General features: G+C 74.0%; 11 protein-coding genes. 3 read left to right on the top strand and 8 right to left on the bottom strand.

The genetic code is table 11. The annotated features are described in order from the left end of the window. Positions 1–253: 253 nt before the first annotated feature. Positions 254–1,357, bottom strand: a complete 1,104-nt coding sequence (locus tag ACH4K4_RS29315) for a hypothetical protein (protein ID WP_398171477.1) — start codon at positions 1,355–1,357, stop codon at positions 254–256. A gap of 497 nt (positions 1,358–1,854) precedes the next feature. Here ACH4K4_RS29315 and sepH point away from each other — a divergent pair, with 497 nt between their 5' ends. Continuing rightward, positions 1,855–2,913: a septation protein SepH gene (sepH, locus tag ACH4K4_RS29310; protein WP_398171475.1), complete on the top strand. Its 1,059-nt coding sequence runs from the start codon at positions 1,855–1,857 to the stop codon at positions 2,911–2,913. A gap of 82 nt (positions 2,914–2,995) precedes the next feature. Here the strand turns inward: sepH and ACH4K4_RS29305 are convergent, their stop codons facing one another. Next, positions 2,996–3,832: a sulfurtransferase gene (locus tag ACH4K4_RS29305; RefSeq protein ID WP_398171473.1), complete on the bottom strand. Its 837-nt coding sequence runs from the start codon at positions 3,830–3,832 to the stop codon at positions 2,996–2,998. 228 nt (positions 3,833–4,060) lie between these two features. Between ACH4K4_RS29305 and ACH4K4_RS29300 the strand changes: the two genes are divergently transcribed. Then, positions 4,061–4,837, top strand: a complete 777-nt coding sequence (locus tag ACH4K4_RS29300) for a VOC family protein (RefSeq protein ID WP_398171471.1) — start codon at positions 4,061–4,063, stop codon at positions 4,835–4,837. Between the two features lie 71 nt (positions 4,838–4,908). Here ACH4K4_RS29300 and ACH4K4_RS29295 read toward each other — a convergent pair whose 3' ends face one another. The 4 genes from ACH4K4_RS29295 to ACH4K4_RS29280 all read right to left on the bottom strand — a co-directional run bounded on the left by ACH4K4_RS29295 (position 4,909) and on the right by ACH4K4_RS29280 (position 10,372). Beyond that, the gene (locus ACH4K4_RS29295) at positions 4,909–5,562 is read right to left on the bottom strand and encodes a thymidine kinase (RefSeq protein WP_398171469.1); all 654 of its coding nucleotides are present in this window, start codon (positions 5,560–5,562) and stop codon (positions 4,909–4,911) included. Positions 5,563–5,660: 98 nt separating this feature from the next. Continuing rightward, positions 5,661–6,860 carry an alkaline phosphatase family protein gene (locus tag ACH4K4_RS29290; protein WP_398171468.1) on the bottom strand — a complete coding sequence of 400 codons (1,200 nt, stop codon included), beginning with the start codon at positions 6,858–6,860 and terminating at the stop codon, positions 5,661–5,663. Then, entirely contained in the window at positions 6,860–7,447 is a 588-nt protein-coding gene (locus ACH4K4_RS29285; protein WP_003981824.1) for a DUF5998 family protein, read from the bottom strand. The genes ACH4K4_RS29290 and ACH4K4_RS29285 overlap by 1 nt, the downstream gene beginning before the upstream one ends. A gap of 36 nt (positions 7,448–7,483) precedes the next feature. Then, a complete protein-coding gene (locus ACH4K4_RS29280; protein ID WP_398171467.1) occupies positions 7,484–10,372 on the bottom strand; it encodes a GNAT family N-acetyltransferase in 2,889 nt (962 codons plus the stop codon). A 259-nt stretch (positions 10,373–10,631) separates the two neighbouring features. Here ACH4K4_RS29280 and ACH4K4_RS29275 point away from each other — a divergent pair, with 259 nt between their 5' ends. Next, on the top strand, positions 10,632–10,913 hold the full coding sequence (locus ACH4K4_RS29275) for an HPr family phosphocarrier protein (protein ID WP_030021209.1): 282 nt from the start codon (positions 10,632–10,634) through the stop codon (positions 10,911–10,913). Positions 10,914–11,170: 257 nt separating this feature from the next. On the opposite strand, the gene ACH4K4_RS29270 is transcribed toward ACH4K4_RS29275, so the two are convergent. Continuing rightward, the gene (locus tag ACH4K4_RS29270; RefSeq protein WP_398171466.1) at positions 11,171–11,863 is read right to left on the bottom strand and encodes a GntR family transcriptional regulator; all 693 of its coding nucleotides are present in this window, start codon (positions 11,861–11,863) and stop codon (positions 11,171–11,173) included. Between the two features lie 224 nt (positions 11,864–12,087). After that, complete coding sequence (locus ACH4K4_RS29265) at positions 12,088–12,885, bottom strand: M23 family metallopeptidase (protein WP_398171465.1); 798 nt, start codon at positions 12,883–12,885, stop codon at positions 12,088–12,090. Positions 12,886–12,897 lie beyond the last annotated feature (12 nt).

Below are 12,897 nucleotides of genomic sequence, written 5' to 3'. Positions count from 1 at the left end.
CGGGCCCGCCGCGTACCGGTACGGGCCGGTGCGCGGCCGGGTCCGGGCCGGTTCGGTCACCGCCCGTGTCCGGGGGCGGTGACCGTTCTTCCGCGCAAAGGGAATCGGTTCGGCGCGCCGGGCGGGAATTGCGTCCCCGTACGGATCGCGATTGTCGCGCGCGAGGGGATTCCGCCTCCCGCGCCGGACGGCATTACGCCCCGCACGGGACGGTATTCGGTCCCGTGCGGGGCGGGCATTTCCGCCCTGCGGCTCAAGAGGATTTCGGCTCCGGCACCTGCCGGCCGCCGGGCTTCTGGTCGTTCTGCCCGCCGGAGTCTCCCTTGGAGTCGTCACCGCCCTTGCCGCTGTCGCCCCCGTCGCTGCCGCCGGGCTTCGACGGATTCGGCTTCGGGCTCGGCGGCGGCGTGGGCTCGCCGCTCTTGCTCGCGTCCGGGCTCGGCGTCGGCCGGCCGCCCGTACCGCCGCTCGTGTGGTCGCCGCCGGTGCCGGTGGAGCCGCTCGGGCCCGGCGTCGGGGTGCCGCTGGTGCCGCCCGAGGAGCCGTTGCCGTGCGAGGACCCGGGGGACGGCGTGTCGGTGGCGGGCGGCGTCCGGTCCTCGGACTTGTGCCCGCCGCCCCGGAAGACGTTGCCTACCGAGGTGCCGTCGCCGCCCGACGCGTCGTGCCCGGACAGCAGCTCGACGCAGGTCACCGCGCCCAGCGACAGGACGAAGACCGCCAGGGCGCCGAGCGCGGGCCGCTTCCAGCCGCGCAGCCGGGTGCCGTACGTGGCCGTGCTGACCTCGTCGGCCCCGGCCGGCACGGCGGTCGCGCCGGCCGCCGGGTGCCCCGGCCTGGCCTGCCCGAACGCCATGGTCCGGTCGTCCAGCCGCGGCACCGGCTGCGTCTTGTCGGCCGGCCGGCCGCCCGCGCCGGCCCGGCCGAGCATCTGCGTCTCGTCGGCCTGCGGCAGCAGCTGCGTACGGTCCGTGCCGGCCGGCGCCTCGTCCTTGGCCGCGACGGAGGTGATCTCGTCCTCCGCGCCCTGCCGGTCGAAGGTGGGCAGCACCATGCCGGTGCCGCCCCGCTGCGGTCTGCGCGACGACGAGGAGCGGCGCGGCTTCGGCCGGGTGCCGACCGTGGCCGCCTCCTTGAGCTGCTCGCCGGTACGCCGGAAGAGGTGCTGGAAGATCGAGCCACCGGTCGTGGCCACGACGCTCACCACACCCGCGCCGATGATGGTCCCGTACACGCCGAGCTGGCCGGCGAGAAACGCCGCGACGGCCGCCGCCAGGGCACTGCCCGCCACCTGAGGAACGCTCAGGTCGAGCCGTTTCTCCTTCTTTTTGGTGTCGGTATCGCTTTTGTTGTCCATCTCCAGCCTTTGATCGCCCCTTCGATCCATCTTGCACGGACAAGTGACCTATGGGCGAAGCCGGTAGTTCCGAATCTGCGGATTCTGTGAACCTCGCCACCCGTCACGCGGTGTAGAGAGATCGACAAGGCGACCCAACTCCCTTGACCCGCGAGAACTTGAGCGGCGCGGCGGTCCACCTCAGTGGCCCGAATGGAGTACTGTGGCGAGCCCTGGCCCCGGAATCCCGTCCGGCTGCCCGGATACACGGGAAGGGGCCGGCAGGTGGCACTCACCCCCGGGTGCCGCCACCGGGCACGGGTGACTGGGAGCAGGAACAGGACATGGTCACTGAGCGTTGCGAACAGGTAACCGTGTCATAACGGCGTTTGCGGGCCAAGCCGCGACACGCCGGGTAACTCGGCAATGTTGTGGCAGGCTGCACCCGGGCAGGCCACACTCGACTAGCGGAAGCAGCGACGCACGTGACGTCGGCAGGCACCACCCGGGAGGTCCCCATGCCCGAACTGCGTGTCGTGGCCGTCTCCAACGACGGCACACGGCTGGTGCTCAAAGCTGCGGACAGCACCGAGTACACGCTTCCGATCGACGAACGGCTGCGCGCCGCGGTCCGCAACGACCGCGCACGGCTCGGCCAGATCGAGATCGAGGTCGAGAGCCACCTGCGGCCGCGGGACATCCAGGCGCGTATAAGGGCCGGCGCCTCCGCCGAGGAGGTCGCCCAGCTCGCCGGCATCCCGGTCGACCGGGTACGCCGCTTCGAGGGCCCGGTGCTCGCCGAGCGCGCGTTCATGGCCGAGCGGGCCCGTAAGACGCCCGTGCGCCGCCCCGGGGAGAACACCGGACCCCAGCTCGGCGAGGCCGTCGCGGAGCGGCTGCTGCTGCGCGGCGCCGACAAGGACTCCGTGCAGTGGGACTCCTGGCGCCGCGACGACGGCACCTGGGAAGTCCTGCTGGTCTACCGCGTCGCGGCCGAGCCGCACTCGGCGAGCTGGACCTACGACCCGCCGCGGCGGCTCGTCCAGGCCGTCGACGACGAGGCGCGGGCGCTGATCGGCGAGACCGACGACACCCCGGAGCCGAGCTTCCCGTTCGTGCCGCGTATCGCGCGGCTGCCGCGCGACCGGCCGCTGGACCGTGCCCTGGACCGCCAGAGCGCCCCGGACCGCTCGGGCCAGGGCGGCGAGGAGGACGAGCAGGCGCGGGCCGAGGAGTCCTCGGGTGAGCGCGAGCGCGACTCGCTGACCAGCCTCCTGGAGGCGGTGCCCAGCTTCCGGGGCGACATGATCGTTCCCGAGACGGCGAAGGCGCCCGCGCAGGAGGAGTCCGCCGAGGACGAGGAGCTGGAGGAGCCGGCCGCCCCCGCGGCGAGCGCGGGCGCGGGCTCGGCCTACGCCGACGTGCTCATGCCACGCGCGGTGGCGGGCCACCGGGACCGGCTCACCGGGACGACCGACCGGCAGGCCGAGGCCGACGGCGTACGGCCGGGACGCCGGGCCGCCGTACCGAGCTGGGACGAGATCGTCTTCGGGACGCGGCGCAAGAAACCGGAGTAGCCGGGAAACCGGAGGGTGCGGCGCCGCCGGCCGGCGGGCCCGCCCGTGCGGACGAGGCCCGCCGGCTTCGCTCCGGTCCGCCTCAGCCGGCCTCGGGCCCGGTGGCCACCGGACGCGCCGGATCGGCCGACCACTCGCTCCAGGAACCGACGTACAGCGCCGCAGGAACGCCCGCCACGGCGAGTGCCAGCACCTCTTGGGCCGCCGATACGCCCGAACCGCAGTAGACGCCCACCTCGGCGTCCGGGGTGGCTCCCAGGGCGGCGAAACGTTCGGCCAGCTCCGCGGGCTCCCGGTACGTCCCGTCCGCCGCCAGGTTCTCCGTCGTCGGCGCGGACAGCGCGCCCGGGATGTGCCCCGCGACGCGGTCGATGGGCTCCACCTCGCCGCGATAGCGCTCACCGGCCCGCGCGTCCAGGAGAACGCCGCGCCGGGCCAGTGCCGCCGCCTCGTCCGCCCCCAGGAGGGGCAGCGCACCGGGCTCGGCCGTGAAGTCGCCGGGTTCGGGTGCCGGTACGTCGGTGCTCAGCGCGCCGCCGGACGCGGTCCAGGCGGCCAGGCCGCCGTCGAGGACGCGTACCGAGGAGTGGCCCGTGTACCGCAGCAGCCACCAGGCGCGGGCCGCCGACCACCCTTGGCCGCCGTCGTACACGACCACCGCGCGGTCCGCCGACACCCCGGCCCGGCGCATGGTCGCGGCGAAGGCGTCGAGGCCGGGAAGCGGATGGCGGCCGGCCGGGCCGGCGGGGCCGGCCAGCTCGGCTTCCATGTCCACGTAGACCGCGCCGGGTACGTGCCCGGCCTCGTACTCGGGACGTCCCGGCGGGCCGCCGAGCCGGTAGCGGACGTCGAGGACGACCGGCGGTGTGGCGGCGGCCAGTTCGCCCGCCAATGCGGACGCGGTGATGAGGTGAGTCATGGGGCTCATCCTTGCGCAGGACCGGCCGCGCGCTGAAGGCGGTGCAAAGGCAACACCGCCGAAACGGATGCGAAACATCAAATCGGGCATCCTCCCACAGGAACGCGCCGAAGACGGCGCGGCCGGGGCGCGCAGCGGATGAGGGGGTGCGAGCATCTGCACGGGACGGCGCACTCGCGCCGGGTCCCCGCACGGCCACCACCCCGATGGTCCGAGGAGAGAGTGACGATGACGACCGAGGCAACGACTCGGCGGACGCCCGGCGCGCCTTGCTGGGTGAGTCTCATGGTGCACGACCTGGCCGCGACAGAGCAGTTCTACAGTGCGCTGTTCGGCTGGGAGTTCAAACCGGGACCGCAGCACTTCGGTCCGTACGTACGGGCGTATCTCCAGGGACGGGAGGTGGCCGGGATCGGGGAACTGGCACCCGACCGTCACCTGCGCGTCGCCTGGACCACGTACCTCGCCAGTGACGACGCGGACGCGGCCGCCGAGCAGATCCGCTGCTGCGGGGGCACGGTCGCGGTGGGCCCGCTGGACGCGGACGAGGCGGGGCGGATGGCGATCGCCTCCGACCCGCAGGGCGCGGTCTTCGGACTGTGGCAGGGCAAGGAGATGGTGGGCGCGGCACTGGTCGGGGTGCCCGGCACGCCCGTGTGGAACGAGCTGGTGACCCGGGAGACGATCGGCATCGGGACGTTCTACGAGGCGGTGTTCGGCTACGAGACCGAGTCGGAGGTCTCGGCCGGGTTCGACTACCTGACGCTGCACCTGAAGGGACGGCCGGTGGCGGGCGTCCACGGCGTGGGGGACGCGCTGCCGCGTGAGCTGGGGCCGCACTGGATGACGTACTTCGCCGTCGCGGACACCGACGCCGTGGTGCGGCGGGTGGTGGAGCTGGGCGGGCAGGAGGTACGGGCGGCCCGGGACTCCGCGTACGGGCGGGTGGCGACGGTGGCCGACCCCGAAGGGGCCGTGTTCGCCGTGATCCAGCAGCAGGGCTGAGCGAACCGGCCGGCGGGGAGGGTGTTCCGCTGCCGCGCGCCGCGGCGCGCCCTTCCGGCCGGCTCCTCGCGCTACCTGGGGGCGTCCACCGGCAGTACGTCCGGGGAGAGCGCCGCCGCGTGGGCGGAGGCGGAGGTCTGGCGGCGTCGGTGGTGGCGTCGGCAGAGCACTTCGTAGCCGACCTCGGCCGGTGCGCTGTGCACGTCTCCGATGACGACCTGCGCGCCCTCGACGACCATCTGGCCGTCCAGCGTGCGGGCGTTGTGCGTGGCGCGCGCGCCGCACCAGCACAGGGCCTCGACCTGGAGGACCTCTATGCGGTCGGCCAGTTCGACCAGGCGCTGGGAGCCGGGGAAGAGCTTGCTGCGGAAGTCGGTGCTGATGCCGAAGGCGAAGACGTCCAGCTCCAGGTCGTCGACGACGCGCGCGAGCTGGTCGATCTGGCCGGGGGCGAGGAACTGCGCCTCGTCGGCGATGACGTAGTCGACCCGGCCGCCGGAGCTGAGTTCGCCGACGATGTGGGCGTAGAAGTCCGTCTCGTCGGTGACCTCGACGGCCTCGGTGACCAGGCCGAGGCGGGAGGAGAGCTTGCCGCGGCCCGCCCGGTCGTCACGCGTGTAGATCATTCCCTGGAGGCCGCGGGCCGAGCGGTTGTGCTCGATCTGCAGAGCGAGGGTGCTCTTTCCGCAGTCCATCGTTCCGGAGAAGAACACCAGCTCGGGCATGGCAGAAGGCGGGCCTTTCGGGCTCGTACGGCAGTGGGGGTACGGGTGGGAGCGCGCGGTGTGGGGTGCGCTCACCGGACGGGCGGGGGGGGCAGGGGTCAGGTGCGGACTTCGAGGAGCGGGACGAGCTGTTCGGCCGGGGTCATCGAGCCGTGCATGCCGACCATCGCGGACTCGCGCGGCTCGGTCTCGCTCGCCACGATCACCATGTCGGCGTGTGCGGCGGCGACGACGTCACCGATACGGGCCCGGACCCGGTCGTCGACCCGGGGGCCGAACCACCCGGCGGCGATGGCCTCGTCACGGCCCGCCACCCACATGTGTTCCCCGACCACCTCGCGCCATACCGCCAGCACGTCACCGGCCGCGCCGGGGTGGGCGTACACGTGCCGGGCCCGGCCCTCGCCGCCCAGCAGGCGCACGCCGGCGCGCAGTTCCCAGTCCTCGTCGAAGTCGATGCGGGACTCCGGGTCGAAGGGGATGTCGATCATGCCGTGGTCGGCGGTGACGTACAGGGCGGAGCGCGGCGGCAGTTGCTCGGCGAGCCGCTGGGCGAGGCGGTCGACGTACATCAGCTGGCCGCGCCAGGCGTCGGAGTCGGTGCCGTAGCGGTGCCCGGCGCCGTCCACCTCGGCGTAGTACGTGTAGACCAGCGAGCGGTCGGCGGCGCCGAGCTGTTCGGCGGCCAGGTCCATGCGCTCCTCGCCGGAGAGCCGGCCGTGGAAGGTGCCGCCGCTCAGCGCGATCTCGGTGAGCGGGGTGCGCTCGAAGTTCGGCGAGGAGACCTGGCAGGTGTGGATGCCGGCGGCGTGCGCCTGCCGGAAGACGGTCGGGTAGGGCTGCCAGGCGTACGGATCGGTCCACGGGTACCAGCGCAGCTGGTTCATCAGCTCGCCGGTGTCCGGGTTCAGGCAGGTGTAGCCGGCCAGGCCGTGGGCGCCCGGCGGCAGGCCGGTGCCGACCGAGGCGAGCGAGGCCGCGGTGGTGGCCGGGAAGCCGGCGGTGATCGGGCGGCCGGTGCGGTTGAACGAGCTGTCCAGAAGGGACGTCAGGAACGGGGCCTCGTCCGGGTGGTCGCGCAGCAGCTGCCAGCCGAGCCCGTCGACGAGGAAGACGCAGACACGGTCGGCGGGGGCCAGGTCCATGCCGGGGCCCCCGGCGCCGGGCAGGGTCAGCCCCTGGCCCGCGGTGACGGCGGGCAGCAGGTCGGCGAGCGAGCCGGTGCCGTACGCGGGCACCGGCGCACCGGCCGGGTCGAGGGGTTCCGGTTCCGGCCAGGCGGGGACGGCGTGCGCCATCAGCGGGTGGTGGCCGCGGTCGCTTCGGACAGGGCCTGGGCGAAGGCGAGGGTCTGCCGCACGGTGTCCGGGCCGTCGCCGGCCTCGCTGACGCGCAGCGACAGGTCGTCGGCGGTCGAGGAGCCCGTGTAGCCGTGGTCCGCCTCGCAGTTGGGGTCGCCGCAGGTGGCGGGCTCCAGGTCCAGCCGGGCGACGGCGCCCCAGCCGATGGTCAGGACGACCTCGCGCGGCAGCCGGCCCGGGGTGTACGACTCGGGGTTGGCCACCACCCGGCTGAGCACGACGGAGGAGATCCGGCCCAGCTTCACGGACTCGGTGGAGGTCGTCGCGTACGGCGAGGGGGACGTGTCGTCGGCGGACTGCTCGTCGGTGTGGCTGACGATGAAACGGGTGCCCGTCAGGACCAGGACCGTGACGTGGCGGCGGACCTCGTTGGCGTCGAAGGTCGTCTCCTGGTGGACCAAGTACGACACCACCGGCTCGCCGCCGACCGCGGCCTGCACCGCCTCGGCCACCAGGGCCGGGTAATAGCCGCTGCGCTCGATCGCCGCGCGCAGCCCTTGGGTCGTCGTACCGGTCTTAGCCATGCGGCCCATCTTACGGGGCGCACCGGCCGGGAGGTCTCAGTAGGCGGGCAGTCGGCGGGGGCCGAGGTCGGTGGTGGCCGGCGGGCGGGCCAGGCGGACCGTGGCGTCCAGGACGGCGAGGCCGTGCGGGGCCACGACGACCGGCTCCAGGTCGACGCCGACGACCTCGGGGTGGTCGTCGACCAGCCGGGACACCCGCAGCAGCAGGTCCTCCAGGGCGGCCGTGTCCACCGGCTGGCTGCCGCGCCAGCCGAACAGCAGCGGGGCGGTGCGGATGGACCGCACCTGCTCGGCGACGTCACGGTCGGTGGCGGGGATGAGGCGGTGCGCGGTGTCGCCGAGGAGCTGCGAGGGGGCGCCGGCCAGGCCGAAGGACAGTACGGCGCCGGCGGCCGGGTCGATGGCGGCGCGGATGACCGTGTCGACGCCGCGCGGCACCATCGGCTGGACGACCGGGCGCAGCTCCGCCGGCTTGCCGAGGAAGTCGGTCAGCTCGGCGTAGGCGCGGCGCAGCTCCGGCTCGCCGGGCAGGTCGAGGCGGACACCGCCGAGGTCGGGGCGGTGCCGCAGGTGCGGCGCCGTGGTCTTCAGGGCGACCGGGTAGCCCAGGCGCGCCGCGGCGCGTACGGCGGTGTCCGGGTCGGGGGCGGCGAGGGCGGGGCGGACGGGGATGCCGTAGCGGTCCAGGAGGGCGTGGGCGTCGTCGGGGGGCAGCGGGACGGAGCGGGTGACGTCGGCGTGCCGGGCGAGCTCGTCGAGCAGCCGGTCGATGTCGGCGCCGGCGGCGGCCTCCTGGATGTCCTCGTACTCGGGCACCCGGCCGGGGTCGGCGGCATCCCGGCGCCATTTGGCGTACCACGCGGCCTGGGCGAGCGACCGGACGGCGCGCTCGGCGGCGGGGTAGACCGGTATCAGGGGAACGGGCGGGGTGCCGGGGGGCGTGCTGCCGCCGGGCGTGTCGGAGGGGGCCGTCGCGGGGCTCCGCGGAGCTTCGGCGGCGTCGCCGGGAGCCGTACGGCCCTCCGGGGCACGGGCGGCCGGCGGCGGGGCCGCCAGCGCGTCGGCGAGGGCGTCCATGGCCAGGTGCACGACGGTGACCGGCTTCGCGGGGGCCGCGGCCGAGGCGGCTTCGCGCAGCGCCGCGGCGAGGTCGGCGCCCTCGCCGGGGGAGGCCACGCCCTCCTCCCCCACCCACGGGATGGCCGTGACGACGACGGCGTCGCAGAGCCCGTTGGCCAGGGCCGCGGACAGGGCCGTACGGAAGTCCTCCGGGGTGGCCGCGGCGGCCAGGACGTGGGGCCGCAGCGGCCGCAGCCCTTCGGTGAGGCAGGCGTCGTACGTCAGCAGGGCGAGGGCCTCGGAGTTGCCGAGGATGGCGACGCGCGGCCCGTGGGGCAGCGGCTGGGAGGCGAGCAGCAGCCCGGCGTCGACCATCTCCGTGACCGTGTCGACGCGGATCACGCCGGCCTGGCGCATCAGCGCCGAGACCGTGCTGTCGGGGATGCGGACGGTGGGGACGGTGTGGCCGAGGGACGCGGTGCCGGTGTGGCGGGCGCCCTTGGCGACGACGACGGGCTTGACGGCGGCCGTGCGGCGGGCCAGGCGCATGAACTTGCGCGGGTCGCCGATCGACTCCAGGTAGAGGATCGCGACGTCGGTGGCGGGGTCGTCGTACCAGTACTGGAGCAGGTCGTTGCCGGAGAGGTCGGCGCGGTTGCCGGCCGACAGGAAGGTGGAGATGCCGGCGATCGAGCCGTCGCCGGGACCGCGCCGGTGCAGGCCGCTGAGCAGCGCGATGCCGATCGCCCCCGACTGTGTGAACAGGCCGATGCGCCCGGCGCCGGGCAGCTGCGGGGCGAGCGAGGCGTTCAGGCGGGCGGCGGGCGCGGTGTTGATCAGCCCGAACGCGTTCGGGCCGATGAGGCGCATGCCGTACGAGCGGGCCTGCCGCAGCAGGGCGCGCTGCCGCTCGCGGCCCTCGGTGCCGGACTCGGCGTACCCGGAGGAGAGGACCACCAGGCCGCGGACGCCGTGCTCGCCGCAGTCGCGGACCACGTCGGGCACCTGGGCTGCGGGAACGGCGACCACGGCGAGGTCGACGGGCTCGGGGATCTCGGACACCGAGCGGTGGCCGGGCACGCCCTCGGGGGCGAGGGGGGCGCCGCCCTCGGGGAAGGCGTGGTTGACCGCGTAGACGCGGCCCGCGAAGCCGGAGCCGAGGAGGTTGCGCAGGACGGAGCGGCCGACGCCGCCGGGGGCGCGGCCGGTGCCGACGACGGCCACCGAGGCGGGCGCGAGCAGGCGCTGCACGGAGCGGGCCTCGGCGCGCTGCTCGCGGCCGCGCATCACCGCCATGGACTGCTCGGTGGGCTCCAGGTCGAACTCCAGGCGCACCACGCCGTCTTCGAAGGTGCGCTGCTGGGTGTACCCGGCGTCCGTGAAGACCTTGATCATTTTGGAGTTGGCGGGCAGCACCTCGGCGGCGAACCGGCGGATGCCGCGCTCGCGGGCGACCGCGGCGATGTGCTCCAGCAGCGCGGAGGCCACGCCGCGGCCCTGGTGGGCGTCCTGTACCAGGAAGGCGACCTCGGCCTGGTCGGCGCCGGACTCCTTGGCGGGGCGGCCGCGCTCGTCGATGCGGTCGTAGCGGACGGTGGCGATGAACTCGCCGCCCACGGTGGCCGCCAGGCCGACCCGGTCGACGTAGTCGTGGTGGGTGAAGCGGTGCACGTCGCGGTCGGACAGGCGCGGGTAGGGCGCGAAGAAACGGTAGTACTTCGACTCGTCCGACACCTGTTCGTAGAACGAGACCAGGCGCTGCGCGTCGTCGGGGGTGATGGGGCGGATGCGCGCGGTGCCGCCGTCGCGCAGCACGACATCGGCTTCCCAGTGGGCCGGGTAGACGCTGTCCGACGGGCTCTGCATGGGGGACAGCGTACGACCCGCCACCGACAACCGGCTCGGCATGCGTGGCCGTACGGGCCGGGGCAGGCTGGGACGGGCCGGGGGCCCGGGTGGCGGTCCCGGATGGCGGGTCCCGGATGGCGGACGGTCCGGCCGCGCGCCCGTGACCTGCCGGTAGCGTGCCGACGGCCTGCGGAAAGCACCGCCGCGGCCTGCCGGAGCACTCCCGGCAGCATGAGACACTGGTCTAGACAACCTCAACGACTTGAAGGGCAACACCATGGCTGAGCGCCGCGTCAATGTCGGTTGGGCCGAGGGTCTGCACGCCCGCCCCGCCTCGATCTTCGTCCGTGCGGCCACCGCCGCCGGGGTTCCCGTGACGATCGCCAAGGCCGACGGCAACCCGGTCAACGCGGCCTCCATGCTGGCCGTGCTGGGCCTGGGCGCCCAGGGCGGCGAGGAGATCGTGCTGGCCTCCGACGCCGAGGGCGCCGACGCCGCGCTCGACCGCCTCGCCAAGCTGGTCGCCGAGGGCCTTGAGGAGCTCCCGGAGACCGTCTGAACCCCTTCGCGGGTCACAGCGCGCGCGACCCCGCCGCGGTAGCCGGTTTTCCGGCGCCGGGCGGGGTCGTTTTCCTTGCGCGCACGACTGCCCGCCGAGCCTTTACGGCACGGCGAATACGAAATCGCGGAATCGGCCGAAGAATCCGTAACGCGGCGACCGACCCGCATTCCGGCCCATAGGCAACCGGTCCACAGGTGTCCGACCCCTGCGCATTTTCCGGTAAAACCCTGTATCGCTTGTATACGGCGGCCTTGTTAATTCCCGGCGCGCAACGTGTTTACGGACTGTTTCGGTTCCCTCACGGCCGGCGCGGCGGTCGGCCGGCGCAGCCGGTACGCCGGGCGCGAGCGCTCGATGTGCGCCGCCATCAGGGCGCGCGCCCGCTCCGCGTCGCCGCGGGCCACCGCGTCCAGCACCGCCCCGTGCTCTTCCCACGACCGGTCCTCGCGCACCGGGGGCTCGACCGCGTACATCCAGTCGATCTTGCGTCGCAGCTGGGTGAGCAGCGCCGCCATGCTGGCGCTGCCCGACGCCTGGGCGAGCGTCTCGTGGAACCAGCCGTCCAGTTGACGCAGCTCGGCGCGCTGCCCCTGCCGGACGCGCTCACGGCCCAGCCGTACCACCCCGCGCAGCACCTTGAGGTGCGCGGTGGTGCGGCGGGCGGCGGCGCGGGCGGCGCCCAGCGGCTCCAGCAGGCCGCGGATGTCCAGCAGGTCGGCCGCCTCCCGCTCGGTGGGTGTGGCCACGCAGGCGCCGGCGTGGTGCCTGATGGTGACGAAGCCCTCGGACTCCAGCGTCCGCAGCGCCTCGCGTACGGGAACGCGGGAGACCCCGTAACGGCCGGCGAGCAGTTCCTCGATCAGCCGGCTGCCCGGCGGCAGAACGCCGCTCACGATGTCTTCGCGGATCGCCGTGCACACCGCATGCGCGGAAATATGGCCTCGCATCGTCCGTGCCTCCGCCGTAATCCCCTGGAATCGTCCGCACCTGCCGTCGGCCGACGGCATTTCCGCGACTCTATTCGACGGGCAGGCTTTATCCGGCGGCCTCGGCGAATTCATGGATATTTTTTGGCCAGGAACGCGGAAGGCGAGGCGACCAGGGCAGGCCCGGATACACCGGTGCCCCGGCCGCGGCGGCCGGGGCACCAAGCGGAGGGAGCGGGCGCGCGTCAGACGTTGACGCCGTGCGAGCGCAGGTAGGCGACCGGGTCGATGTCCGAGCCGTACTCCGCCGAGGTGCGGGCCTCGAAGTGCAGGTGCGCGCCGGTGGTGTTGCCGGTGTTGCCCGACAGGGCGATCTGCTGGCCCGGGGTGACGGTCTGGCCGACCGAGACGTTGATCGACGACAGGTGGCCGTACTGGGTGTAGGTGCCGTCGTTCATCTTGATGACGACGTTGTTCCCGTACGCGCCGCCCCAGCCGGCCTCGACGACGGTGCCCGAGCCCACGGCGTGCACGGAGGTGCCGGAGGAGGCGTGGAAGTCGATGCCGGTGTGGCTGCCGGAGGACCACAGGCCGCTGGACGCCTTGTAGCTGGTGGAGACGTAGGAGCTGTCGAGGGGCGCGACGTACGTCAGCAGGCGCTTGCGCTCCGCCTCGCGGGCGGCGCGCTCCTGGGCCTCGCGCTCCTTCTTCGCCTCGGCGTCGGCCTTGCGCTTGGCCTCCGCGGCCTGCTGCCGGGCTTCGGCCTCGGCCTTGGCCTGCGCGGCGGCGGCGTCGGCGGCCTCCTGCTGCGCGTCGGCCTGCGCCTCGATCTGCTCGGCCAGCTCGTCACCGAGGACGACGGCCTGGTGGAAGCCGGTGTCGTGGGCGTTCGCGTCGTCCGGGTTGCCGGCCGCGAGGGCCGGGGAGGCGACGGAGGCGATGACGCCGGACGCGGCGAGCGTGGCTATGCCGGCGAGGTTACGGGTCGTCCGCGCGCTGCGGCTCGGACCACGGTGCTTCCCGGTGGCACGGGTGAACGCCATGGGCTGGCTGTG

Source organism: Streptomyces sp. NPDC017529 (assembly GCF_044329785.1).
Classification (GTDB): domain Bacteria; phylum Actinomycetota; class Actinomycetes; order Streptomycetales; family Streptomycetaceae; genus Streptomyces.
This window is presented reverse-complemented; position numbering and strand designations above follow the sequence as displayed.

Bases quoted from the DNA above. Each gene is read 5' to 3' on its own strand.
- ACH4K4_RS29285 (WP_003981824.1), bottom strand. From the start codon at position 7,447: ATGGCTAAGACCGGTACGACGACCCAAGGGCTGCGCGCGGCGATCGAG.
- ACH4K4_RS29300 (WP_398171471.1), top strand. From the start codon at position 4,061: ATGACGACCGAGGCAACGACTCGGCGGACGCCCGGCGCGCCTTGCTGG.
- sepH (WP_398171475.1), top strand. From the start codon at position 1,855: ATGCCCGAACTGCGTGTCGTGGCCGTCTCCAACGACGGCACACGGCTG.
- ACH4K4_RS29290 (WP_398171468.1), bottom strand. From the start codon at position 6,860: ATGGCGCACGCCGTCCCCGCCTGGCCGGAACCGGAACCCCTCGACCCG.
- ACH4K4_RS29315 (WP_398171477.1), bottom strand. From the start codon at position 1,357: ATGGACAACAAAAGCGATACCGACACCAAAAAGAAGGAGAAACGGCTC.
- ACH4K4_RS29265 (WP_398171465.1), bottom strand. From the start codon at position 12,885: ATGGCGTTCACCCGTGCCACCGGGAAGCACCGTGGTCCGAGCCGCAGC.
- ACH4K4_RS29275 (WP_030021209.1), top strand. From the start codon at position 10,632: ATGGCTGAGCGCCGCGTCAATGTCGGTTGGGCCGAGGGTCTGCACGCC.
- ACH4K4_RS29280 (WP_398171467.1), bottom strand. From the start codon at position 10,372: ATGCAGAGCCCGTCGGACAGCGTCTACCCGGCCCACTGGGAAGCCGAT.
- ACH4K4_RS29270 (WP_398171466.1), bottom strand. From the start codon at position 11,863: ATGCGAGGCCATATTTCCGCGCATGCGGTGTGCACGGCGATCCGCGAA.
- ACH4K4_RS29295 (WP_398171469.1), bottom strand. From the start codon at position 5,562: ATGCCCGAGCTGGTGTTCTTCTCCGGAACGATGGACTGCGGAAAGAGC.
- ACH4K4_RS29305 (WP_398171473.1), bottom strand. From the start codon at position 3,832: ATGACTCACCTCATCACCGCGTCCGCATTGGCGGGCGAACTGGCCGCC.